Origin of the sequence: Streptomyces sp. V1I1, from assembly GCF_030817355.1 — a bacterium.
Classification (GTDB): Bacteria; Actinomycetota; Actinomycetes; order Streptomycetales; family Streptomycetaceae; genus Streptomyces.
In genome coordinates, this window is record NZ_JAUSZH010000001.1 from 1,586,403 (window position 1) to 1,608,554 (window position 22,152).

At 69.4% G+C, this 22,152-nt stretch carries 25 protein-coding genes and 1 pseudogene; 15 read left to right on the plus strand and 11 right to left on the minus strand.

Going from position 1 to position 22,152, the window contains the following annotated elements; all coding sequences use genetic code 11:
- Positions 1-35: 35 nt before the first annotated feature.
- Entirely contained in the window at positions 36-308 is a 273-nt protein-coding gene (locus QFZ67_RS07750) for a hypothetical protein (protein WP_307660355.1), read from the minus strand.
- Positions 309-381: 73 nt separating this feature from the next.
- Between QFZ67_RS07750 and QFZ67_RS07755 the strand changes: the two genes are divergently transcribed.
- Positions 382-603 (plus strand): hypothetical protein, encoded by a 222-nt coding sequence (locus tag QFZ67_RS07755; protein ID WP_307660356.1) that lies wholly within the window; start codon positions 382-384, stop codon positions 601-603.
- A gap of 110 nt (positions 604-713) precedes the next feature.
- Here QFZ67_RS07755 and QFZ67_RS07760 read toward each other — a convergent pair whose 3' ends face one another.
- Positions 714-1,616 (minus strand): LysR family transcriptional regulator, encoded by a 903-nt coding sequence (locus QFZ67_RS07760; protein ID WP_307660357.1) that lies wholly within the window; start codon positions 1,614-1,616, stop codon positions 714-716.
- A 160-nt stretch (positions 1,617-1,776) separates the two neighbouring features.
- Here QFZ67_RS07760 and QFZ67_RS07765 point away from each other — a divergent pair, with 160 nt between their 5' ends.
- Both QFZ67_RS07765 and QFZ67_RS07770 read left to right on the plus strand, forming a co-directional pair.
- The gene (locus tag QFZ67_RS07765) at positions 1,777-2,979 is read left to right on the plus strand and encodes a M20/M25/M40 family metallo-hydrolase (RefSeq protein ID WP_307665759.1); all 1,203 of its coding nucleotides are present in this window, start codon (positions 1,777-1,779) and stop codon (positions 2,977-2,979) included.
- A 76-nt stretch (positions 2,980-3,055) separates the two neighbouring features.
- Entirely contained in the window at positions 3,056-3,784 is a 729-nt protein-coding gene (locus QFZ67_RS07770) for a DUF6585 family protein (protein ID WP_307660358.1), read from the plus strand.
- Between the two features lie 13 nt (positions 3,785-3,797).
- Here the strand turns inward: QFZ67_RS07770 and QFZ67_RS07775 are convergent, their stop codons facing one another.
- Positions 3,798-4,232 (minus strand): DUF5959 family protein, encoded by a 435-nt coding sequence (locus tag QFZ67_RS07775; protein ID WP_307660359.1) that lies wholly within the window; start codon positions 4,230-4,232, stop codon positions 3,798-3,800.
- A 110-nt stretch (positions 4,233-4,342) separates the two neighbouring features.
- Here QFZ67_RS07775 and QFZ67_RS07780 point away from each other — a divergent pair.
- Positions 4,343-4,522, plus strand: a pseudogene (locus QFZ67_RS07780) (MerR family transcriptional regulator); the annotation flags it as partial.
- Positions 4,506-4,715, plus strand: a complete 210-nt coding sequence (locus QFZ67_RS07785) for a hypothetical protein (RefSeq protein ID WP_307660360.1) — start codon at positions 4,506-4,508, stop codon at positions 4,713-4,715. The pseudogene QFZ67_RS07780 and the gene QFZ67_RS07785, both read left to right, overlap by 17 nt.
- 50 nt (positions 4,716-4,765) lie before the next feature.
- Here QFZ67_RS07785 and QFZ67_RS07790 read toward each other — a convergent pair whose 3' ends face one another.
- Positions 4,766-6,943 (minus strand): hypothetical protein, encoded by a 2,178-nt coding sequence (locus QFZ67_RS07790; protein ID WP_307660361.1) that lies wholly within the window; start codon positions 6,941-6,943, stop codon positions 4,766-4,768.
- 127 nt (positions 6,944-7,070) lie between these two features.
- On the opposite strand from QFZ67_RS07790, the gene QFZ67_RS07795 reads away from it, so the two are divergent.
- The 5 genes from QFZ67_RS07795 (at position 7,071) to QFZ67_RS07815 (ending at position 11,125) form a co-directional block, all read left to right on the plus strand.
- The gene (locus QFZ67_RS07795; RefSeq protein ID WP_307660362.1) at positions 7,071-7,673 is read left to right on the plus strand and encodes a TIGR03086 family metal-binding protein; all 603 of its coding nucleotides are present in this window, start codon (positions 7,071-7,073) and stop codon (positions 7,671-7,673) included.
- A 175-nt stretch (positions 7,674-7,848) separates the two neighbouring features.
- Positions 7,849-8,205 (plus strand): hypothetical protein, encoded by a 357-nt coding sequence (locus QFZ67_RS07800; RefSeq protein ID WP_307660363.1) that lies wholly within the window; start codon positions 7,849-7,851, stop codon positions 8,203-8,205.
- Between the two features lie 58 nt (positions 8,206-8,263).
- Complete coding sequence (locus QFZ67_RS07805) at positions 8,264-8,860, plus strand: 3'-5' exoribonuclease domain-containing protein (RefSeq protein ID WP_307660364.1); 597 nt, start codon at positions 8,264-8,266, stop codon at positions 8,858-8,860.
- Positions 8,861-9,022: 162 nt separating this feature from the next.
- Entirely contained in the window at positions 9,023-10,123 is a 1,101-nt protein-coding gene (locus QFZ67_RS07810) for a catalase family protein (protein WP_307660365.1), read from the plus strand.
- A gap of 123 nt (positions 10,124-10,246) precedes the next feature.
- Entirely contained in the window at positions 10,247-11,125 is an 879-nt protein-coding gene (locus tag QFZ67_RS07815; RefSeq protein ID WP_373429963.1) for a chitosanase, read from the plus strand.
- 120 nt (positions 11,126-11,245) lie between these two features.
- Here the strand turns inward: QFZ67_RS07815 and QFZ67_RS07820 are convergent, their stop codons facing one another.
- The 7 genes from QFZ67_RS07820 to QFZ67_RS07850 form a co-directional block, all read right to left on the minus strand.
- The gene (locus tag QFZ67_RS07820) at positions 11,246-12,649 is read right to left on the minus strand and encodes a nucleobase:cation symporter-2 family protein (RefSeq protein ID WP_307660366.1); all 1,404 of its coding nucleotides are present in this window, start codon (positions 12,647-12,649) and stop codon (positions 11,246-11,248) included.
- A 226-nt stretch (positions 12,650-12,875) separates the two neighbouring features.
- On the minus strand, positions 12,876-14,252 hold the full coding sequence (locus QFZ67_RS07825; RefSeq protein WP_307660367.1) for an 8-oxoguanine deaminase: 1,377 nt from the start codon (positions 14,250-14,252) through the stop codon (positions 12,876-12,878).
- A 148-nt stretch (positions 14,253-14,400) separates the two neighbouring features.
- Entirely contained in the window at positions 14,401-15,333 is a 933-nt protein-coding gene (gene pucL / locus QFZ67_RS07830; protein ID WP_307660368.1) for a factor-independent urate hydroxylase, read from the minus strand.
- Between the two features lie 5 nt (positions 15,334-15,338).
- On the minus strand, positions 15,339-15,737 hold the full coding sequence (gene uraH / locus QFZ67_RS07835) for a hydroxyisourate hydrolase (protein ID WP_307660369.1): 399 nt from the start codon (positions 15,735-15,737) through the stop codon (positions 15,339-15,341).
- Positions 15,738-15,741: 4 nt separating this feature from the next.
- Positions 15,742-16,251, minus strand: a complete 510-nt coding sequence (gene uraD, locus QFZ67_RS07840) for a 2-oxo-4-hydroxy-4-carboxy-5-ureidoimidazoline decarboxylase (RefSeq protein ID WP_307660370.1) — start codon at positions 16,249-16,251, stop codon at positions 15,742-15,744.
- 150 nt (positions 16,252-16,401) lie between these two features.
- Positions 16,402-16,779, minus strand: a complete 378-nt coding sequence (locus tag QFZ67_RS07845) for a helix-turn-helix domain-containing protein (protein WP_307660371.1) — start codon at positions 16,777-16,779, stop codon at positions 16,402-16,404.
- Positions 16,776-17,030 carry a hypothetical protein gene (locus QFZ67_RS07850; protein WP_307660372.1) on the minus strand — a complete coding sequence of 85 codons (255 nt, stop codon included), beginning with the start codon at positions 17,028-17,030 and terminating at the stop codon, positions 16,776-16,778. The genes QFZ67_RS07845 and QFZ67_RS07850 overlap by 4 nt, the downstream gene beginning before the upstream one ends.
- Before the next feature lie 200 nt (positions 17,031-17,230).
- Here QFZ67_RS07850 and QFZ67_RS07855 point away from each other — a divergent pair, with 200 nt between their 5' ends.
- The 5 genes from QFZ67_RS07855 (at position 17,231) to QFZ67_RS07875 (ending at position 22,146) form a co-directional block, all read left to right on the plus strand.
- Positions 17,231-18,289 (plus strand): lytic transglycosylase domain-containing protein, encoded by a 1,059-nt coding sequence (locus tag QFZ67_RS07855; RefSeq protein WP_307660373.1) that lies wholly within the window; start codon positions 17,231-17,233, stop codon positions 18,287-18,289.
- A gap of 115 nt (positions 18,290-18,404) precedes the next feature.
- Positions 18,405-19,472: a sigma-70 family RNA polymerase sigma factor gene (locus QFZ67_RS07860; RefSeq protein WP_307660374.1), complete on the plus strand. Its 1,068-nt coding sequence runs from the start codon at positions 18,405-18,407 to the stop codon at positions 19,470-19,472.
- A gap of 140 nt (positions 19,473-19,612) precedes the next feature.
- Positions 19,613-20,557, plus strand: a complete 945-nt coding sequence (locus QFZ67_RS07865; RefSeq protein ID WP_307660375.1) for an ABC transporter ATP-binding protein — start codon at positions 19,613-19,615, stop codon at positions 20,555-20,557.
- Positions 20,554-21,324, plus strand: coding sequence for an ABC transporter permease (locus QFZ67_RS07870; protein WP_307660376.1), 771 nt, complete (start codon positions 20,554-20,556; stop codon positions 21,322-21,324). Before QFZ67_RS07865 ends, QFZ67_RS07870 begins: the two co-directional genes overlap by 4 nt.
- A 3-nt stretch (positions 21,325-21,327) precedes the next feature.
- Entirely contained in the window at positions 21,328-22,146 is an 819-nt protein-coding gene (locus QFZ67_RS07875) for an ABC transporter permease (RefSeq protein ID WP_307660377.1), read from the plus strand.
- Positions 22,147-22,152: the final 6 nt, after the last annotated feature.

The window sequence follows — 22,152 nt, forward strand, 5'->3', positions numbered from 1 at the left end:
GTCCGCCAAGATGGTGTCGTGCCCCGGTACCTGCGTTACGTGCTCATCTGGCTGTCCTGCACGGCGGCCAGCGTTACGGCCGTCATGATCACGGTCCATTTTGTGGTGGGCTCGACCCGGCCGACGGCGCCGGTCGCGCAGTCGGCGCCGAAGGATTTCGCGGCCGCCTCACCGCAGGCCTCGGTGACACCGCGCCCGAGCGCCTCCCCGAGCCCCGAGCCCACCCCGAGCCCGTCCGCGACCGGGCGGACGCCGCCCCGGAAGACCGACAGACCCCGTACGGCGTCGCCAACCCCCGCGGCCCGCACGACTCCTCGGCCTCCCGAGGAGCCGTCCGGAGCGAACTCGGATGGCGAGGGCTGCGAACAGGGCGGCTCGGGTGTGCACACCATCTCGTCCCAGGGTGGGAAGGCCACCGTGCGCTACGGAAGCGGCGGGGTGTGCCTCATCTCGGCGGTGCCGAACCAGGGCTTCACGGCGAGCACCACACAGAGCGCGCCCGACACCCTGACGCTGACATTCGCGGGTGACCGGCACCGCTCGGAGATCACGGCGACGACCGTTCCCTCGGACCGGGCCAGTGTGCGGGAGACGTCTTTCTGACGACGTCCCGACGTCGGCAGCGCGGTTGCGACCCTCAACTTCACCCCTCCGACGAGGAGTCGGGCCGCGGCATGGCCTTCGTCGACGCACTGGCCACTCAGTGGCACCGTTCAATCAACCGCGTCGTGCAGCAGATCCCGCAACTTCAGTGCCGCCGGCAGCGGGGCGGCGGGCAGCGCGACATGTACGGTCCGGCGCAGGGCGAGGTCGCCGAGTCGGCAAAGGACGAGTTCGGCCGGGACCGCCCAGGCGGCCAGCGAGGGGACAAGCGCCACCCCCAGCCCGGCGGCTGCATAGCCGAACTTCCCGGTCCACTCCGCGATCTTGATGATCTTCTTGGGCCCGAAGCCCGCCCGGGCGCAGGCATCGGTGAGCAGCGTGGGAGAGCCCCCCGCAGGCGCGTCCTGGAGCCAGGCCTCGTCGCGCAGTTCGCGCATGTCGATCGTCCCGGCTCCCGCCAGGGGATGCTCGCGGTGGAGGGCGACGAACAACTCGTCCTCCAGCAGAACGGCCGTTGTGACACCGTCGGCCGAGGGTAGACCGGACGGATAGTCGCTGACCACGGCGAGGTCGAGTGCCCCATCCGCAAGGCGCTGCATCAACGTACCGCTCCGGCCCTCGACCGCGATGACCTCGACATCCGGCCTGGCCTGCTTGAATGCCCGCAAGGCAGCGGGCACCAAGGAGACGTTCGCGGTCCCGAACGCCCCTACGCGCAGTGTCCCGCCGTGACCCGCGTGGATCACGGCCAGCTCCTGCTCCGCCCTCGACAGACGCTCAAGCACGTCCACGGCGTGACGATGCAGCGCACGACCAGCGGGATTCAGCCGTACGCCCCGGGGGAGCCGTTCGAACAGCGGCCCACCCGCCTGCTGCTCCAGCGAGGCAATCCGCCGAGAGACCGCCGACTGCGTGTAGTTGAGCCGAACCGCCGCTTTGGTGAACGACCCGGTGTCGGCCACGGTCACCAGCAGGCGCAGCGCGTCGATGTCAAACACATTCCTCCAAGGCATGGCTCCGATGCAATCTAGTCGCTGGTGGAATGTCTTGTCGGCTCCTAACGTCGCACACATGGTCCGAGAAGGAGATCCAAGGAGGAGATGTGCCGGCTTTACAGCAGGTTGAGATGGGACGGGGCCGGTGACTGCGGGGGCCACGATCGCGTTGCCGGCGATGCTGGCCGATCTGGAGGAACTCGTGGTCTGTGAGTCCTTCTCGGCCGACCACGCGGCACTGGCCCGCAGCGCCGAGGTTGTCGGCGCCCTCGGCGCGAGACTGCTGGGCGCCGTGCCGGAGACGATCGTGATCGACGGTGTGACCCACCTGCGGTGGACCTTCGGCACGCCGCGGGTGCTGCTGGTGGGACACCACGACACGGTGTGGCCCGTGGGCTCGCTTCAGACCCACCCCTGGTCGGTGGCCGACGGGATCGCCCGCGGCCCCGGGGTCTTGGACATGAAGGCGGGGCTGGTGCAGATGTTCCACGCGCTGGCCTCCCTGCCGTCCCCGGACGGCGTGTGCGTGCTGATCAACGGGGACGAGGAAGTCGGCTCCCCGACCTCCCGGGAGCTGATCGAGGAGTCCGCGCGCGGTTGCGCGGCCGCCTTCGTATTGGAGGCGGCAGCGAACGAAGAGGGCGCACTCAAGACCGCCCGTATGGGGACCTCACGGTATGAGGTCGTGGTGTACGGCAAGGCCGCCCACGCGGGTCTGGAGCCGGAGAAGGGGGTCAACGCCGCGATCGAGGCCGCTCACCAGGTGCTGGCCATCGCCGGTCTCGCAGCCTCGATGGGTGCCACCGGTGCAACTGGTACCACCGGTGCAACTGGTACCACCGGTGCAACTGGTACCACCGGTGCAACTGGTACCACCGGTGCCATCTGTAGCACCGATACAACCGGTACCACCTGCTCCGTCCTGGGAGCCCCGACCATCACACCCACCCTGCTGTCGGCCGGCAGCACTCTCAACACAGTGCCCGCGCTGGCGAAAGTATCGGTGGACGTGCGGGTGCCGACCCTGGCGACGCAGGACCGGATTGACAATCTCATGCGGGGGCTGACCGCCCGGACGCACGGAGCCCGGCTGAAGGTGCTGGGCGGCAAGCAACGGCCGCCAATGGAACCGGAGTCCTCCGCCGAACTGTTCAGCCTCGCCTCCCAAATCGCCTCGGAGCTGGGCCAGGAGCCGCTGCTGGGGGCCGCCGTCGGCGGCGCCTCGGACGGTAACTACACCGCGGGCGCAGGCTGCCCAACGCTGGACGGCCTGGGTGCCGTCGGCAGCGGCGCCCACGCAGATACCGAGTACGTCGAGGTCGCACAGATGACACCCCGCACCCACCTGCTCGCTCAACTCATCACGCAGACACGGCGCTGACCTGACCGACGTACGCGAACTCCAGCGCCCCGAACGGCCCGACACCCGTCACTCCAGCGTGAAGCAGAGGCTGCTCATGACAGCAACGACATCCCTTTCACCCGAGGTCGCCGAACTGGCCGCCCGTCACCGCCTGGGCGCACTTGAGGGCACGTTCGCCCCCAAGCGTCTAGGCAAACTGATCTTCGCCCTCTACATCTTTACGCTCGTCAATCTGCTGGTGGCCTTCGTGATCCCCGCTCTGGTGTTCTTCTGGTGGCTGCGCCGGACCCCGAACTTCAGCCGGAAGCAGGCCGCCAAGCGCCTCTACCTGTTCGAGAACGGAATGATCGTGCACCGGCAGTTCGGCGACGGAATGATCGCCGTCCGCTGGGATTCCATAAGGCTCTACCAGGAGATCACCCAGGTGATCATCAATGATGTCCCCGGCCCCGTCAGATACGCCTACTCAGTCGTCGCCCCGGGCGTCACCGGCACAACGATCACGGAATTCTACGATGGTCCCGAAACCTGGGGACCCTGGATGCAGGAGGCCATCGTCCGCGCCCAGGGCCCGGCGGTCCTGGAATCCATCCTGGAGGGTCAGACGACCAACTTCGGTGGCTTCTCGGTCTCCCGCACCGGCATGGCCACCACCGGGAAAAGCCAACTCCCCTGGCCCGACGTCCAGGAGATCCACGTCAAGGCAGGCAGGGTCTACGTCATGAAGACCGGCGAGTCCAGCCCCTGGTTCAGTGCCACGGTCAGCGACATCGCGAACTACTACGTCTTCCTGACCATCGCCACGAACCTCTGCCGGCAATAAAGGACAGTGCCGTTCAGGCGCCTTCCGACGGCCAGGCCTTCCGAACCTGGTCCAGGCGGTGGTAGGCGTCGTCGAACCAGGCGTCGGCCAGAGCGACAGTGACCGTCACGGTCGTAAGCGACATCGAACGGTCCGCGATGGTGACGTGGGCCCGCTCACCGTCCGGGTCGCGGCTGATGAGCACCTCGGTCGTGCGCTCGTCCTCACGCCATACGACGTCCGCCCCGCAATCGAGCGCGTCCAGGGCTTCCTGCCACTCCGTCAGGTCCTCCGGGAAGATCCATGTTGCGATGCTTCCACGTACGAAAGCGGTGTCGACGAGGATTTCTCCGACCAGCGCGTCGGTGCGGGGCGGGTCCTGGGCGGACCGCCTCCCGGTGATCCGTACGATCACGCTGTTGCCCTCGCCCTCCAGACTGATCAGGTCGATCGGACCCTCGGACGCCATCGCCACTCCCACCCTCCCCGGTGCTTGTGCCCGGCACCATAGCCGACGGCGCCCACCCCACCTCGGCGGGGGCTTGAGTCTCCCGTAGGGGGAGATGTGAGGGTGGGTGCATGGACGGCGACACGCTCTATTCGATCGGCGATCTGGCCCGGCGGACCGGGCTGACGGTCAAGACCATTCGGTTCTACTCCGACTCGGGGATCGTGGCGCCGACCGGCCGCAGCCCGGCCGGCTACCGCCAGTACGACATCGACGCCGTCGCACGTCTGGACCTTGTACGGACCCTGCGCGGCTGCACTGGTTCTGGCCGAACTCGTCGCCCCCGGGCTGACTGCGGCCGACCGGGACCGGCTGTGCTCCACCCTGGCGAGCCAGCTGGCGGCCGGCGGCCGGCTGACCCGGTCCTCCAGCCGCCGGCACGTGGCGGAGCGCGTCCTCGGGCTGCTCCAGGACCGGTCGGACAGTGGCGGGGGAACTGCGTAAGCCCGAGGCCGAAGACTCCCGCCACCAGCGAGAACCCTGTGCATGAGGCCTCAGGGCTTCGCCTTCGCCGCCTTCGCCGCCTTCGCGGTGCGGGACGCCAGTGCCGCCACCCGGGGGTCCGGGTGGCCACCACCCAGTTGCTCCAGCACCCTTACCGATGTGGGGGGATGGGCTTCCGCGAGAGCCGGGATGAGGGAGAGCGCTCCGCCCGGCCAGGTCGACGCGGCCGCGTCGAAGGCGTCGGGGAGGGCCCAGGGTACGGCGGTCAGGTCCGGTTCTTCCTCCTCCGTCATGGCCCGCGCGTACATACGCAGATCCTCGGTCCAGCGAGCCTCCAGTTCTTCGAGGATCAGCACCGCACGGGCGCTCTGCGGGACGCGTTCGGCGTCCGAGGGAGCGGCCTCGCCGCGGCTGTGCAGCAGGCGGTGTGCGTAGGCGCCGGTCACGGGGTGGGTGAGGGCGGAGCGGAGGGCCTCGGCGGGGACGGCGGCGAGGTCGAGGTACGTGAAGAGGGTCGATGTACGGACGTCGGTGAAGTCCGTGCGCTTCGCGATGTCGAGGGCGTTCAGCAGGTCGCTCCAGGATCCGCCGCCGTGGCCGGCCGTCCACTGCGCGAGTGTGCGGGCCGCTGTCTTCGGCGGCCAGTTCTGGACGGCGGTGATGACCTCGGCGGCATCCCAGGCTGCGACGGTTTCCTCGTCCGGCGCGGCGACCTGGCCCGCGGCCAGTACGTGACGCAGGACAGCGTTGCCGAGCGGGGTGAGGCCGTAGGAGTCGCCGGCGCGGAAGACGCAGCCCGTCTCGGCCAGTTGATCGACCACGTCCGACAGTGCGCGGGCAGGGCCGTCGAGTTCGGCCCGTTCCTCCTCGCCCAGGCCGGGGATGCCGAGCAGGACGGACAGCTCGTCCGGTGACGGCGTCACGTAGTCGGCGGGGGCGGTGTCGGGGACCGGTACGGGCGCGTCCTCGAGCGACGGGTCGACCTGCCAGGAGCCGTGTTCGGCGGCCTTCCGTGCCACGGAGTCGGCGGTGCCGCCGCGCTCGTACAGCGAGTAGAGGAGATGCGCCGCGTCCAGGGCGTAGTCCTGGACGTCATCGTGGACGCCGCGGCGGGCGTCGTCGCGGGCGGGCTCCTTGTCCGTGTCAGGCGCGGCGGCCGCGATGCGCTCCACGACCGCCGTCAGGATGTCCGCGCCCAGTTCGGTCAGCTCTTGCGGGGTTCCCCGGGTCCAGACATCGGCGGCGGGCCCGGGAAATCCGCACCGTTCCGCGAGGTCGCGCAGGTCGTCGGAGCCTGCCGCGAGAGCCGCCGGGAGCGGTGCGCGATGCAGCAGTCCGCGGATGCCCTCGGGGGCGGGGAGGGCAGGCGGCGGTGGCAGCGGGGTGCCCGAATCGCCGTAGTAGTCGAGGTGTTCGTCCAGCAGGCGGTCAGCGAGGGCAACGTGCGGCAGCGACTCCGGCCCGGGCGCGAGGCCGGCGTACGGTCCTGCGAGTGCGTCGCTCAGGCCCGCGGCCGTCCAGCGGTCGATCAGCGCGCCCGCGATCCGCTCCAGCTCCTCCCCCAGCGCCTCGTCCGGGCGGTCGGCGTCCAGCGGCGGAGGGGGCAGGAGCGGTCCGGCCGGTGAGGGACCTTCGACGTCGTGGGCGAAGGCGGCGAGCAGTGTCTCGGTGAGCTGGACGCGGACGGCGAAGGTGCGGGCCGCGACGTCGGACCGGTGCAGTGGCGCGGGGAGGGCGGGCCGGTCGGCGTGGGGTGCGCGTTCATGAGCGGCGAGCCATGCCCGTACGGCGGCGGGGTCGTCGGGATCGACACCGTCGGCGCGCAGCAGCGACGCGTACCAACCCGGCCAGGTCAGGTTCCGGGGATCGGCGATCGCCCGCCGGAACTCCGGCATGGCGTCGTCGATCGCGGCGACCAGACGCGTGTGGCGCTTGGCGTTCAGTCTTCCCGCGGCCCGGACGCAGTCGGCGAGAGCGGTGAGTACGCCGGGCACGGCGGCGAGTTCCGTCGGGGTGGCGCAGAGCAGTGGGGGCAGGTCCTCGTGCAGTACGCGGCGCAGGAGCTGCGGGGTCGGCTCGGGCACGCCCGCCCTGCGGTCCGCGCCGCGCACGGCCAGAAGCGTCAGTACGGCGTCCGCGACGCGCACGGGCACCGGGGCCCCGCGTTCTTTTTCTGCCCAGGCGAGGAAGTCGTCAAGTCCAGTGTTCAGGTCAGTGGCACGGGTCACTCGGGGAGCGTATGGGCCCCGGGGCGGCTCGGGCGGTCCGGCCGCGTGCGGATGCCCCGATCAGGCGATCATTCCTGTGTCTGGGCGGGGAGCGATGAGTTTTGGCTACCGGTCCGGTCCTGTGTGTATGGATTCCAATACGCAGACCTCCTCCCCCGACCTCCACCCGGCTGCCCGCGCCGTGGCGCAGCTGCTCGAAGCCATCGGCGACGAACGGCTCGCGGACCCGACGCCCTGCCCGAAGTACGCCGTACGGGAGCTGCTGGGCCATCTCGTCGGGCTGTCCACCGCGTTCCGGGACGCCGCGCGGAAGGATTTCGGGCCGAGTACCAGTACCGACCCGGGGTCGGTGCTGCCGGTCCTCGACGACGACTGGCGTGCTGTGCTTCCGCAGCGGCTGAACGAGCTGGCGGAGGCCTGGCAGAAGCCCGGGGCGTGGGACGGCGACACCCAGGCGGGCGGCATCACCTTCCCGGCCGCGGTCGCCGGACGGGTCGCCCTGAACGAACTCGTGATTCACGGCTGGGATTTGGCCCGGGCGACGGGTCAGGGGTACGCCCCTGGCGACGCGAGCCTGCGGGTGTCGTACGACCTGCTGAAGCCGGCCGGTGACGACCCGAGCCGGGACGGGATGTTCGGCCCGGTGGTGAAGGTGGCTGAGGACGCGCCGCTGATTGACCGGGTGGTGGGCCTGAGCGGGCGCCGGCCCGACTGGCAGCCAGGCGACTGAGACCCGGGGGCCGCCGGCGCGGGACGGAAGACGTTCGGCGCGGGCTGCCGGTGCGGGGGTGCCAGCCCGGTCGAGCATATGGCCGACCGCCAGTAGGGCGGGAACCGCGACCGGCGCGGCCTCGCGCTCAGGCCACCCCGCGCTTTTCGTCGTACTCGGCCCGCGCCTCCGCGATATGCACGCGGTTACGGTCGGCCCACTCGATGAGCGTGAGCAGCGCGCGGGGGTCGCGTCGGGTCTGTTCAACACGACGCAGGTGATGGGCGGCGCGCTCGGCCTCGCGGTCCTGTCGACGCTCGCCTCTGGGCGTACGGAAGATCTGTTGCGGGCGGGCGATTCCGCCACCCCCGCACTCAACGGCGGCTACCAGCTCGCCTTCTTCACGGCGTCGGCGGTGGCGACGGCTGCTCTGGCGCCGGCCGCGGGGCTGCTGCGGACGCCCCGCCGGGCGGCCATCCGTGAGGCCCCGGCCTCCGCCCCGCCCGTGGCCCCCGCCACCGCCCCTGCCACCGCCCAGCCGGACCGGGCGTGAGCGGACCGCTCATCAAATCCGGATGTGCCGGGGGCAGCGCCGATGCGATGCTCCCGGTATGGCACGTCGTGTGAAACCCAGCCTCTGCATCTCCGTCGACATCGAGGCCGACGGCCCGATCCCCGGCCCGTACTCGATGATCAGCTTCGGTGCGGCCGTGGCCGGCCGCCAGGATGCGGACGGCTATGCGCCGGCCGCCCCCGAGGCGTACACCTTCTACCGTGAACTGCGGCCCATCAGCGAGGACTTCGTGCCCGAGGCGCTGGCCGTCAGCGGACTCGACCGGGACAGGCTGATCGCCGAGGGCAGTGAACCGGCCGCCGCGATGGCGGAGTTCAGCACCTGGGTGCGCGAGGTGAGCGCGGGCGCCCAGCCGGTGATGTGCGGCTACCCCGCCTCGTACGACTGGACCTTCCTGTACTGGTATCTGATCCGGTTCACCGGGGCGAGCCCCTTCGGGCACTCCGGATGCCTGGACATGAAGACGTTGTACGCGACGAAGGCACGGCTCCCGCTGCGCGCCGTCGCCAAGGGCACGATGCCGCGCGAGCTGCTCTCCAGGCGGCGGCACACCCACCACGCTCTGGACGACGCGATCGAGCAGGCGGAGCTGTTCAGCAACCTCATGGCGTGGGACCCCACGTCGTCTGCGTAGCAGCAGGAGCACCGGGCGCAGCGGCCGCTCGAGGCCGAGCGCAACGGTAGGCATCCCACAGTGGGGACCGTCACAGGCGGTTATGTTGTGCACAATTTAATAGCGGGCTACTTTTCTCGTAGGACACAGGCCACGCAGGACGCGCCAGAGGAGAACCCCGCCATGGATTTCGTCAGGTACGAGACATACACCCCCGCCGAGCGGCCCACCTACCAGCAGGAGCTGGACGAGGTCGTCCGTAATGTCGCCCGGCGCACCCGGGAGTCCGTCGAGCGGCAGGGGGTCGGGCGCTCGGTCAGGACGGCTCACGGCAAGACGTACGGACTGGTCAAGGCAACGGTTACGGTCGGTGAGGTGCCGGAGCCCTACGACCAGGGGATCTTCGCCGGGCCCGGCACCTATGACGCGGTCGTCCGGTACTCCAACGGACTCGGCCATCTGCGGGCCGACTCGTTGCTCGGCGCGGCATGCGGCATGGGGATCAAGATGTTCGGGGTGCCCGGCGACTCCCTGCTCGCCGACGAGGCCACGGAGACGACCTTCGACCTCAACCTGATCAACAACCGGGTCTTCTTCGCCAACACGGCCTACGACTACATGGTCATCGAGGAGCTGTTCAGTGAGCTGCCCGACGCGCTGGTGAACCCGGCGCGGCGGAAGTCCTGGATGGGTGAATTCCTCACCAGGCGGGGGACCTTGAATACCTCGGACGAGTGGCTGTGGGACGAGCTGTTCGCGATGCTGTCCTTCACTCAGGTCCCGCGGCAGAACCTCTTCTCATACACGTACAACAGCATGGGCGCCTTCCGGTACGGCGACCACATCGCGAAGGTGCGCACGGTGCCCACCTCCCCAGTCACGCATCTGACCGTCAACGTCCGGGCGGATGGCGAGGCGTTCCGCAACACGCTGGTGGCGGAGGCCGCCGAGCGGGACCACGTCTTCGAGTTGCAGGTGCAGCTCAATGCCGATCTGGCACGGATGCCGGTGGACAACACCTCGGTGGAGTGGCCCGAGCCGCTGTCTCCGTGGGTGACGGTCGCGACGATCGCCATCCCGCGGCAGGACATCGGCGGCGAGGAGAACCTGGCCGCCGCCGACGGCACGTCGATCACGCCCTGGCGCACTCGTGAGGAGCACCGGCCGATCGGCGAGATCCAGCGGGTCCGCGAGGAGGTGTATCGCCGCTCATCCATCGAGCGGCACCGCCTCAACGGGCAGCCGCGGGTGGAGCCGGCGAGCAGCGCGGAACTCCTGGGCTGAGACTCGCGTCGCAGGAGCGCGCCCGAACTCCGGCATGGAGAAGGGGTGTACGTCTCCGTGGGCACTCTGATAGGAAAGCTTCCTAACAGACCACCGGAACGTCGAACTCCCTCTGGAGGACAGGTGCCCACCCCCCATGCACGCACCACACGACCGCTGAAGTTCCTTCCCCGTGTCCTGCTCGGCGTGACCCTGCTCGCGGTACCGGCCACCGCCTTCGCAGCCACATCCTCCGAGCACACCGGCCAGGCCCCGGCCGCCGCGGCACCCGCCCCGGCACCTGCCCCGGCCGCCATCGGCCTTGACGACCCGGCGAAGAAGGAGATCGCCATGAAGCTCGTGTCCAGCGCGGAGAACTCATCGCTGGACTGGAAGGCGCAGTACAAGTACATCGAGGACATCGGCGACGGCCGCGGCTACACCGCCGGCATCATCGGCTTCTGTTCCGGCACCGGCGACATGCTGGATCTGGTCGAGCTCTACACCGAGCGCAAGCCCGGCAACGTACTCGCCAGGTACCTGCCCGCGCTGCGAAACGTCGACGGCAGCGACTCGCACTCGGGCCTCGACCCGAACTTCACCAAGGACTGGAAGAAGGCGGCCCAGGACGCGGAGTTCAAGAAGGCGCAGAACGACGAGCGCGACCGGGTCTACTTCAACCCGGCCGTCAAGCGCGGCAAGAGTGACGGCATAGGTGTCCTCGGCCAGTTCATCTACTACGACGCCATCGTGATGCACGGCGACGGTGGCGACTCGACCAGCTTCAGCAACATCCGCAAGAAGGCCCTCGCAAAGGCCAAGACGCCGGCGCAGGGCGGCGACGAGAAGACGTATCTCAATGCCTTCCTCGACGCCCGGGTCTGGGCGATGAAGCAAGAAGAGGCGCACGAGGACACCAGCCGGGTCGACACCGCCCAGCGGGTCTTCGTCAAGAAGAACAACTTCAACCTCAACACGCCGCTGGACTGGAAGGTCTACGGCGACAGCTTCCACATCGACTGAGCAGAGCCGGCACAGCCCACGGCCCCCAGGGCCGGGTGTTCCCGCAGCCGCGGACACCCGGCCCTCCGCCGTTGTTCAGATGCTGCGCATACCGCAGAAGACGGCGCCGATGCGCACGGATCAGTGGACCGCGACCGTCTCCGAGCCGGTCGCGGTAACCACCGAAGGCTCCGAACTCCGCTTCTTCCCCAGGTGGTTGAAGGCCAGGTTCAGGACGATCGCCACGATGCAGCCGGTGGAGATGCCCGAGTCGAGGACGACGAGCGCGTCCTTCGGGAAGGCGTGGTAGAACTCCGGCGCGGCGATCGGGATCAGCCCGATGCCGACGGCGGCCGCGACGATCAGCGCGTTCTCGCCCTTCTCCAGGGCGGCGGTGGCCAGCGTCTGGATGCCGCTGGCGGCGACCGAGCCGAAGAGCACGATGCCCGCGCCACCGAGAACCGGCAGCGGTACGAGTGCGATCACCGAGGCCGCGACCGGACACAGCCCCAACAGGATCAGGATGCCGCCGCCCGCGGCGACGACGAACCGGCTGCGCACCTTCGTCATCGCGACCAGGCCGATGTTCTGGGCGAAGGCGCTGCACATGAAGCCGTTGAAGAGCGGGCTGATCGCGCTGCCGAGGGTGTCGGCGCGCAGTCCGCCCTCGATGATCCGCCGGTCCGCGGGCCGGTCGACGATCCTGCCGAGAGCGAGCATGTCGGCGGTGGACTCGGTCATGCAGACCAGCATCACGATGCACATCGAGACGATCGCGGCGATCTCGAACTGCGGGGCGCCGAAGTGGAAAGGCGTCGGGAAGCCGACCACGTCGGCGTTCTTCATGGCGTCGAAGCTGGTCATCCCCATCGGGACGGCGATGACGGTGCCGACGACGAGACCGAGCAGGATCGCGATCTGCTGGAGGAAGCCGCGCAGCAGTTTGCGCAGGGCGAGCACGATCACAAGGGCGAGGGCCGCCATGCCGATGTTCTTCATCGAACCGTAGTCGGCGGCGGCGGAGTTGCCGCCCTGCGACCAGTTGAAGGCGACCGGCAACAGCGAGACACCGATCAGCGTGATGACGGTGCCGGTGACCACGGGCGGAAAGAAGCGGACGAGTTTCGAGAAGTACGGCGTGAGGACGAACCCCAGCACGCTGGCGACGATGATCGCGCCGAAGATGACGGTGATGCCGTCGGCACCGCGGTCCTTGCCAATGGCGATCATCGGGGTCACACCGGCGAAGGAGACTCCGTTGACGAACGGGAGCCGGGCGCCGACCTTCCAGAAGCCGAGGGTCTGCAGCAGGGTGGCTATGCCGGCCGTGAAGAGGCTCGCCCCCATCAGGAAGGCGGTCTCCTTGGCGCTCAGACCCACGGCGGGACCCACGATCATGGGCGGGGCCACCACGCCCGCGTACATCGCGGCCACATGCTGAAGGCCGCTGGTGAACATCTTGACTGGCGGAAGCGTCTCGTCGACCGGGTGCTTCCGGTCGGGTGCGGCGCCTGCATCGTTGTGAAACCTGGGCTGTTCGGCCACTGCGGTTCCTCCGGTCGGTTACACGTCGGCGGTGACGCGAGGGTCAGGGAGGTGGTGCGAACGCGAGGTGTGCAGGCCTTCCGGGGTGGTGAAGACACGAGTCACCGTCCCGGGGAGTGCGCACCGATTTGCGGTGCGCACCCCGCCGGGACCGGCTGCCATGGACCCCGCTCGGGTCCACGGCCGCCGGTCGAGGGCCGTCCCCCTCGACCGGACTTCCTTCGGGTCAGGCCTGCGCGGCGATGCGCGCGAGGCGCTGTGCCTCGTCCCGCGCGGAGCGGGCGATGGCGTCCTCGTCCACCGTGGTGAGGTGGCCCGCCTCGACGACGGTCTTGCCGTTGACGAGGGAGAGCGTGACGGGGGCGGCCGCGCCGAAGACGAGCGCGATCACCGGGTCGGCGATGGAGGAGTGGGCGAGCGTGTCCATCTTCCAGAGCACCAGGTCGGCGAGCTTGCCGGCCTCGATGGAGCCGATCTGGTCGGCGCGGCCGAGGACTTGGGCGCCGCCGTACGTACCGAGGCGCAGCGCCTGCCGTGCGTTCAGGGCGGCTTCGCGGTGTGCCCCGAGCCGGTTGATGAGGAGCGCGTTGCGCAGTTCGGTGTGCAGCTCGCCCGACTCGTTGGAGGCGGTGCCGTCGACGCCGAGGCCGACCGGGACGCCCGCCTTCAGCATGTCGGGGACCCGGGCGATACCGGCGGCGAGGCGGGCGTTGGACGACGGGCAGTGCGCGACGCCCGTGCCCGTACGGGCGAAGGCGGCGATGTCCGAGTCGTTCATGTGGACGCAGTGGGCCATCCACACGTCCTGGCCGAGCCAGCCGGTCGACTCGAAGTAGTCGGTCGGGCCCATCCCGAAGAGCTCCTTGCAGAACTCCTCCTCCTCGACGGTTTCCGAGCCGTGGGTGTGCAGCCGGACGCCCTTGCGGCGGGCCAGCTCGGCGCCCTGGCGCAGCAGTTCGGTGGAGACGGAGAAGGGTGAGCAGGGTGCGACGGCGATCTGCGTCATCGCGTCGAAGGAGGCGTCGTGGTGCTTGTCGATGGTCGCCTCGGTGGCGGCGAGCGCGCCTTCGAGGGACTCGACGGCGAAGTCCGGCGGCAGGCCGCCGTCCGACTTGCCGCGGTCCATGGAGCCGCGGGCGAGGGTGAACCGCACACCCATGTCCGAAGCCGCGCCGATGATCGCGCCGGACAGGTCGCCGGAGCCCTGCGGGTAGACGTAGTGGTGGTCCATCGCGGTGGTGACACCGCCGCGGGCCATCATCGCGAGGGAGCCCCGTGCCGCCGCGCGCACCATCGGCTCGTCGATGCGCGCCCACGTCGGGTAGAGCGCCACCAGCCAGTTGAAGAGGTTGTGGTCGGTGGCCAGACCCCGGGTGATCCACTGGTAGAAGTGGTGGTGGGTGTTGACCAGGCCGGGCGTGACGAGATGCCCGGTGCCGTCGATGCGGCGGGCCACGTTCTCCAGGTCTGCGGGAGCCTTGCCCCCTCCTACCGATTCGATCCGGTTGTCCGCGACGACGACGTAGCCGGAGGCGTACTCGGTGTCGTTCGCGTCCACGGTCGCGATGGCACAGTTTTCGATGACGATGCGCGAAGCCGCCATGGCGGGTCCTCGTTCTTCCCATTGATGGAACGGACCCGGGGGTCGAGCGGGGTGACGACCGGGTCCGCGGTGCTGTTGTTGCGCAGATGCCCCCGCTCTCCCCCTGGGACCTGACGCCGGCGCACGCGTCGGGGATACAGCAGGACTACTACAGGTTGGTCATGTCGACCGGGATCTGCGGTTCGACGCCGTCCCGCAGGATGGTGGCCTCGATCAGGCCGTAGGGGCGGTCCGCCGCGAAGTAGACAGCTCCGTCGGCGGTATCGTTCTTGAGGCCGAACGGCTCGAGGTCGACCAGGAAGTGGTGCTTGTTCGGCAGCGAGAAGCGGATCTCGTCGATCTCGCTGCGGCTGTTGATGATGCGCGAACCCATTTGGTACAGGGTCTGCTGGAGCGAGAGGGAGTACGTCTCCGCGAAGGCCTGGAGCATGTGCTTCTTCGCCTGCTCGTACGACTTCTCCCAGCTCGGCATCCGCTCCTCGTCGGACGACCAGCTGTAGCGCCACTTGGCGGACACCTCGGTCGCGAGGATGCGGTCGTACGCCTCCGGGAGCGTCGTGTACTTGTCCTTGACGTAGCCCCAGAACTCGGAGTTCGTCGAGTTCATCACCGTGAGGTCCTTCAGACCGGAGATGACCTGCCACTTCTCACCGTCGAAGGTGATCTGGGTGACGCGGGTCTCCTGGCCCTTGCGGACGAAGGAGTGCTTGACCTCGTCGGCTCCGATGAACTTGGAGTTGTTGTCCGAGGTCTCGATGCGCTCCCAGGCGTACTCCTCGATGCGGATGCGCGCCTGATGGATCGGCTCCTGGCTGGTCACGAAGTGACGGGCCAGGTGGATGCCGAACTGCTCGGCGGACTCGATGCCGTACTCCTTGGCGAACGCGTACACCGTGTTCTTGGTGGTGTCGGTCGGCAGGACGTTGGCGTTGGAGCCGGAGTAGTGGACGTCGTCCATGTCACCGGAGAGGGCGACCGAGACGTTCAGGTCCTTGATGTGGTGGGTGTCGCCGTCCCGCGTGATCTTGACGACGCGGTTCTCTGCTTTGCCGTACTGGTTCTGGCCGAGAATCGTGGGCATGTCTGCTAGCTCCCTCGGTAAACGGAGTAGCCGAACGGGTTGAGCAGCAGCGGTACGTGGTAGTGCTCGCCCGGCCTGACGGCGAAAGTGATCGCCACCTCCGGGAAGAACGCACCGCTGTCCCTTACGCGGGGGGCGTCCTGCTGCGCCTCGGCTTGCTTGGTGGGCTGGTTGGCGAAGTACGCCTCGGTCTCGAAGTCGAGACGTACGTGGGTCGTTGTCTCCGGCAGCGCCGGCAGGTCCTTGCAGCGCCCGTCCGCGTCGGTCTTCGATCCGCCGAGCGCCACCCACTCCGCGTCGAGGCCGCTGCGGGCCGCGAGGGAGATGGCGACGCCCTCGGCGGCGCGTCCGACGCTGGTGTCCAGGATGTGCGTGGACACCGATGCGGTGGTCTCGGTGCTCAAGACGTCACTCTCCTTCTGCTACGAGGCGGGTCAGCCGGATGCGGTTGATCTTGCCCAGCTCGGTGCGGACGATTTCCCGCTCCTGCTCGGGCGAGTTACTCATCCGCTCGCGGACCGCGTCACGCATCTGCTCACCGGTGCGGCCGGTGGCGCAGATAAGAAAGACATGTCCGAACCTCTCCTGGTAGGCGAGGTTCAGTTCGAGCATTTCAGCCTTGAGCGCCTCAGCGGCCCCGGCCATCCCGCTCTGTTCGCGGGATGAGGTGGGGTCCCCGGGCTTCGGCCGGCCGATCGGCGGGTGCCCCGCCATCGCCTCGGCCAGGTCCTCGGCACTCAGCTCGGCCATGGCGGCGTCGCTTGCGTCGAAGAGGGCCTCCACGGTGGCGTACGGGCGCTGGGCGAGTAGCTTGCTCCCCCACGCCGAACTGGCGCACACCTCGTGCAGGGCGGCCAGGGCCGCGCTGTCCTGTGAGGTGTTGAACCGGGCGAGACCCGGCAGCGGACTCGAAGTCACGGGAGCCTCCGTGGCTGTTTTTCGCTGTGCATGGAAGGGCTGCGGACAGCTAACGCCCTCGGGCAACATAACGTCAACACTTTGTTGAAAACTCGGCGACACGGAAGCCGCCGTCCGGACATCCGGACGGCGGCTCACGACTGCGGGCTCTCAGCCGTTCTTCGCGGCGTTTTCCCTGTTCAGGTAGTTGTAGACGGTGAAGCGGCTGACGCCCAGGGCGCCCGCCACCGTCTCCACTCCGTGCCGTACGGAGAAGGCGCCGCGCGCCTCCAGTGTCCGTACGACCAGCTGCTTCGTCTTCCGGTCCAGCTCGGACAGCGGCATCCCGTGCCGGCGCTCCATGGCGGCCAGGATGTGGTCGAGGGAGTCCGACAGCTGCGGCAGCCGCACGGCGAGCACGTCCTCGCCCTCCCAAGCGAGCACCACATCGTCGGGACTGGCCTGCTCGGGGCTCAATATCTCGGCGCCCATCGCATCGACGAGCGGCTTCACGGCGCTGAAGAGGGGGTGATCTCCCGGCTGGGTCACTTCTCCCCCTCCCCGATCACATTGATCTGCAACGAGACACGAGTGGCGCCGGCCTCCAGAGCCCGGCGCAGCAGCGCGTCGACCGCGCTCAGCACCACGTCGGCGCCGCCCTCCGCCGTATTGCCGAACGGGCCGACATCCACGGCGTCCAGCTCGGCCGCCTGGATGACCTCGCGGGCGACCACCGCATGGGCCGGCGCTTCATCGAGGTCGAAGGGTTCGGTGGTGAACTCCACCCGCAATCGCTCCATGCGCCCACGTTAGCGGTGCCCTTCCACGCCGTCGGCGCCGTCCCGGACCGGGAAGGCGCCGGCCCGACCGGGACACGTCGCCGTCCGACCGGGAAAAGGCGCAGCTGTGCGCGACGGACCCGCTATGTCCCCGCGTAGAGCAGGTGACGGAAGCCGCGCCGGCCCTCATCTCCGGCTCGGCGGCACTGGGAGGGGTCTGCATGATGACTGGGCGCAAGATGACCGGGCGCAAGCGCAGGGGTGTCAAGGCAACAGCGGTCGCGACGGCGGCCATGGCGGCGCTGACCGCCTCACGGGCGTCGGGGTCGGCGGCACACGCCTCGGCCCCGGCTCAGCGTCCGACGCCCCCGCCGGGGCAGAGCGTGACCGGCGACACCCCGTACCGCACCGAGCTTCCGCCGCTGCGGGCCCGCGAGAGGGGACGGGACACGGACGACGGCTCCGCCGCACTGGTCGGCGGCGCTCTGCCTGCCACGGTCCTGGCCGCATACCGGCAGGCCGAGTCGGACCTCGCGGGCAGCGCGCCCGGCTGCCGTCTGCGCTGGCAGCTGCTGGCCGCGATCGGCCAGGTGGAGTCCGGGCAGGCGCGTGGCGGCCGGGTGACCGCGGACGGCACGACCGTCGCACCGATTCTCGGCCCGCGGCTGGACGGCAACGGGTTCGCCCTCATCAGGGACACCGACGGCGGGGTGCACGACGGGGACACGGCGTACGACCGCGCCGTCGGTCCGATGCAGTTCATCCCCTCCACGTGGGCCACCTGGGGCTCCGACGGCAACGGCGACGGACGTAGCGATCCGGGCAACGTCTACGACGCGGCCCTCTCGGCCGGCCGCTACCTGTGCGCGGGCGGGCGGGATCTCTCCGACCCGCACGACCTGGACCTCGCGATCCTCGGCTACAACCACTCCGCCGAGTATCTGCGCACGGTCAAGGCATGGTTCGGGTACTTCCTCGAAGGGCACCGGATGGTGCCGGACCTCGGCGGATCCGCCACCCGCCCGGCCCCGGAGCCGTCCCGTCCGGCTCGGCCGCGGCCGTCGGCCTCCACGGCTCCCGCACGCCCGGCCGCCCCGCATGACGCCTCCCCCGGGCCGTCCTCGCCCACGCCCTCACCCTCACCGTCGAAGACCGCGCCGGGCGGTGGCCCCAAGCCCGCGGAGCCCGTGATTCCCGTCCCCACAAGCGGTGTCGAGCTGCCCGGCGACAGTGTCCTGCCCGGCGCAGGTTCGCTGGCCGGCAACGGACAGGTTGGCTGACCAGCAACGGTAAGGACTCGATGAGCGCCACCCCCTCCCCAACTCCGGATACCCGGCGGTAATGTCGCCATCCGCCGGACAGCACCGAACCGGCGGTGAGCGCAAAGGGGCCCTCATGGCGACGGACATGCCTGCGTACTCGGGCGGGCCGGCGGACACGGCTGCCCACGAGCGGTGGCAGCGCGCGTGGAGCCACCGCGAGCAGCTGCTCAAGGTGGCCCGCCGCCGCTCCATGAGCATGGAGGACGCCGAGGACGCGGTACACGAGGCCATGCTGCGCGCTGCCGAGAACCCGCATCTGGACGACGAGCGGCTCGGCGCGTGGCTGACGACAGTGACCATGCGGCTGTGCGTCGACCGTTACCGGCAGGTCAACCGCGAGGCCGAGGTGCGCGGCAGCGCGACTCTCGTACCGACGGGCCCGGTGCCCGTCGACGAGGCGGTCTGTGACCGGGCCGAGGCCAAGTGGCTTGCCGTGCGCACCGACGAACTGCCCGCCCGGCAGGCGCAGGCGATCCGGCTGAAGTCCGAGGACCTCGATGTCGGCCAGGTCGCCCACGAGATGGGGCTGAGCTACCGGACGGTCGAGTCGCTGCTGGCGCGAGCCCGGCGGACGCTGCGCAATACGCTGGCCGGCACGCTGGCGCTGGCCCTGTGGCTGTGCGGTCGAAACCGGCCCCGGACGGGCGTGAACGCGCAGGCGGTGGCAGTGGCCTCGACGGCGGCGACGCTGGTCGTCGCCGGGTTCATCCTGCCGTACGCCCACGACTGGGACGGGCCTGGTGCCGGGCCCGCCCCGTCGAAGGCCTCGGACGTGCGGACACCGGACCACGGCCGAGCGGAGCCGTCGGCCGCCGGCACCCCCGCAGAGGCGGCGTCGGGGACCACCACGAGCGGGACGGACGCGCCCGGAGGCACACTGCCCGCGCTGCCGTCCCTGCCGGAGGTCACCTTGCCACCGCTGCCGCCGCTCTCCACCCCGGACGTCCCTGAAGTGCCGAACGTCCCCGACATACCTGACGTGCCCGAAGTGCCGGATGTGCTCGAAGCGCCGGACGTGCCCCTTATGACGGTCGCGCCCGAGGTGACCGTGCCCTCCGTGCCGGAGGTGCCCGTGACCACGCCGTCGGCCTCGGTGCCCCTGGCCACGCCGTCCGCCCCGGTGTCCCTGCCGCGCCCGTAGCTGCCCGCGGCCACCTGGCACGCCGAAGTTCACTCCTGATTTCGCGCCCGTAAAAAATTTCGTGCTTCGGCGCGACGGACGGGCCGCCCTTCCCCGTAGAGCAGATGTCGGAGCTGCTCCACTGCTGAAGGGTGAACCGGATGGGTGTCGAGATCTGTGTGGAAGGGCTGACCAAGTCCTTCGGCCACCAGGTCATCTGGCAGGACGTTTCGCTGACGCTGCCCGCCGGCGAGGTTTCGGTCATGCTCGGCCCTTCGGGCACGGGCAAGTCCGTATTCCTTAAGACGCTGGTCGGCCTGCTGAAGCCGGAGGCGGGCGCGATCCGGATCGCGGGCACGGACATCACCAAGCTGCGTGAACACGACCTGTACGAGGTGCGGAAGCAGTTCGGCGTGCTGTTCCAGGACGGCGCGCTGTTCGGGTCGATGAACCTCTACGACAACATCGCCTTCCCGCTGCGTGAACACACCCGCAAGACGGAGAGCGCGATCCGGCAGATCGTCCTGGAAAAGATGGACATGGTCGGACTGATCGGCGCCGAGGAGAAGCTGCCCGGCGAGATATCCGGCGGCATGCGCAAACGGGCCGGGCTGGCGCGGGCCCTGGTGCTCGATCCGGAGATCATCCTCTTCGACGAGCCGGACTCGGGTCTCGACCCGGTTCGCGTGGCGTATCTCAATCAGCTGATCGTCGATCTCAACGCGCAGATCGACGCGACCTTCCTGATCGTCACGCACGACATCGCATCGGCCCGGCAGGTCCCGGACAACATCGGACTGCTCTTCCGTCGCGAGCTGGTGATGTTCGGCCCCCGGGAACAGCTGCTTACCAGCGACCAGCCGGTCGTGCGGCAGTTCCTGAACGGCCGGATGCAGGGGCCGATCGGCATGGCGGAGGAGAAGGACGCCGCCCAGGTCGAGCAGGAGCTGGCGCGGCTCGGCGACAGGGACCTGCGCGCTCCCAAGGGCGCCGACGAGATGACGCCCCGCCTGCTGCCGAGCCCCGGGATCACCCGGCCGCCCCGCTGGGAGGCGATCGCCCGCCGTGAGGCGGCGCTGCACAAGGTGGAGGTGGCGGACGCATGAGCCTTTCCCCCACAGGCGCCCTGCGACATTCCGGCAGCCTGTTCGCGATGGCCCTGGACGTCGTACGGACCTTCCCCAGGCGTCCGTTCCAAGTGCGGGAGTTCATCCAGCAGGCCTGGTTCATCGCGAGCGTCACCATCCTGCCCACCGCTCTGGTCTCCATCCCCTTCGGGGCGGTCATCGCCCTGCAGATCGGCAGTCTGACCCGCCAGCTCGGCGCCCAGTCGTTCTCCGGCGCGGCCTCGGTGCTGGCGGTGCTGCGGGAGGCCTCGCCGATCGTCACCGCGCTGCTGATCGCGGGAGCGGGCGGCACCGCGATCTGCGCGGACCTCGGGGCGCGCAAGATCCGTGAGGAGATCGACGCGATGCAAGTGCTGGGCATCGACCCGATCCACCGCCTGGTCGTGCCGCGGGTGCTGGCCTCGATGGTGGTGGCCGTGCTCCTCAACGGCCTTGTGTCGGTGGTCGGAGTGGCCGGCGGCTACTTCTTCAACGTGATCCTGCAAAACGGTACGCCCGGCGCGTATCTCGCCTCCTTCACCACCCTCGCCCAGCTGTCCGACCTATGGGCGGCCGAGCTTAAGGCCCTGGTGTTCGGCGCCATCGCGGCGATCGTCGCCTCGTACAAGGGACTGACCGCGAAGGGCGGGTCGAAGGGCGTTGGCGACGCCGTGAACCAGTCGGTGGTGATCACTTTCATGCTGCTTTTCGTGACGAACTTCGTGATGACCGCGGTGTACTTCCAGGTCGTTCCGCAGAGGGGTTGACCGATGCCGCTGATGAATCGTCTGCTGCTGGACCGGCTCGAGGAGCTGGGCGGCCAACTGTCCTTCTACGGACGCTCGCTGGCCTGGACCGGCCGCACCCTGCGCCGCTACAAGAAGGAGATCCTGCGTCTGCTCGCCGAGGTGAGCTTCGGTCGCGGGGCGCTGGCAGTCGTCGGCGGGACGGTCGGCGTCATCGCCTTCCTGTCCTTCTTCACCGGCACCGAGGTCGGCCTGCAGGGATACGCCGCGCTCAACCAGCTGGGCACCTCCAACTTCGTGGCGTTCCTGTCCGCGTACTTCAACACCCGTGAGATCGCCCCGCTGGTGGCCGGTCTCGCCCTGTCGGCGACGGTCGGGGCCGGGTTCACCGCCCAGCTCGGGGCCATGCGGATCAGCGAGGAGACCGACGCGCTGGAGGTGATGGGCGTCCCCTCGCTGCCGTTCCTGGTGACCACGCGCATGATCGCCGGCTTTGTCGCCGTCATCCCGCTGTATGTGATCGGGCTGCTGTCCTCGTACTTCGCGGCACGCACCATCACGACCGGCTACTACGGGCAGTCCGCGGGCACCTACGACCACTACTTCCAGCAGTATCTGCCGCCGGTCGACGTCCTGTGGTCCTTCGGCAAGGTGATCGTCTTCGCCGTCGTGATCATCCTCGTCCACTGCTACTACGGCTACTACGCGAGCGGCGGCCCGGCCGGCGTCGGCGTCGCGGTCGGCCGTGCCGTGCGGACCTCCATCGTCGCCATCAACATCCTGGACTTCTTCCTCAGCCTGGCGATCTGGGGCGCCAACACGACCGTACGGATAGCGGGGTAGACGATC

Excerpts from the sequence above, each read along its gene's own strand:
- pucL (WP_307660368.1), bottom strand. The coding sequence starts at position 15,333 with ATGCCCACGATTCTCGGCCAGAACCAGTACGGCAAAGCAGAGAACCGC.
- QFZ67_RS07805 (WP_307660364.1), top strand. The coding sequence starts at position 8,264 with ATGGCACGTCGTGTGAAACCCAGCCTCTGCATCTCCGTCGACATCGAG.
- QFZ67_RS07770 (WP_307660358.1), top strand. The coding sequence starts at position 3,056 with ATGACAGCAACGACATCCCTTTCACCCGAGGTCGCCGAACTGGCCGCC.
- QFZ67_RS07800 (WP_307660363.1), top strand. The coding sequence starts at position 7,849 with ATGCACGCGGTTACGGTCGGCCCACTCGATGAGCGTGAGCAGCGCGCG.
- QFZ67_RS07875 (WP_307660377.1), top strand. The coding sequence starts at position 21,328 with ATGCCGCTGATGAATCGTCTGCTGCTGGACCGGCTCGAGGAGCTGGGC.
- QFZ67_RS07765 (WP_307665759.1), top strand. The coding sequence starts at position 1,777 with ATGCTGGCCGATCTGGAGGAACTCGTGGTCTGTGAGTCCTTCTCGGCC.
- QFZ67_RS07810 (WP_307660365.1), top strand. The coding sequence starts at position 9,023 with ATGGATTTCGTCAGGTACGAGACATACACCCCCGCCGAGCGGCCCACC.
- QFZ67_RS07825 (WP_307660367.1), bottom strand. The coding sequence starts at position 14,252 with ATGGCGGCTTCGCGCATCGTCATCGAAAACTGTGCCATCGCGACCGTG.
- QFZ67_RS07775 (WP_307660359.1), bottom strand. The coding sequence starts at position 4,232 with ATGGCGTCCGAGGGTCCGATCGACCTGATCAGTCTGGAGGGCGAGGGC.
- QFZ67_RS07860 (WP_307660374.1), top strand. The coding sequence starts at position 18,405 with ATGGCGACGGACATGCCTGCGTACTCGGGCGGGCCGGCGGACACGGCT.
- QFZ67_RS07870 (WP_307660376.1), top strand. The coding sequence starts at position 20,554 with ATGAGCCTTTCCCCCACAGGCGCCCTGCGACATTCCGGCAGCCTGTTC.
- QFZ67_RS07795 (WP_307660362.1), top strand. The coding sequence starts at position 7,071 with ATGGATTCCAATACGCAGACCTCCTCCCCCGACCTCCACCCGGCTGCC.
- QFZ67_RS07760 (WP_307660357.1), bottom strand. The coding sequence starts at position 1,616 with ATGCCTTGGAGGAATGTGTTTGACATCGACGCGCTGCGCCTGCTGGTG.
- QFZ67_RS07850 (WP_307660372.1), bottom strand. The coding sequence starts at position 17,030 with ATGGAGCGATTGCGGGTGGAGTTCACCACCGAACCCTTCGACCTCGAT.
- QFZ67_RS07865 (WP_307660375.1), top strand. The coding sequence starts at position 19,613 with ATGGGTGTCGAGATCTGTGTGGAAGGGCTGACCAAGTCCTTCGGCCAC.
- QFZ67_RS07855 (WP_307660373.1), top strand. The coding sequence starts at position 17,231 with ATGATGACTGGGCGCAAGATGACCGGGCGCAAGCGCAGGGGTGTCAAG.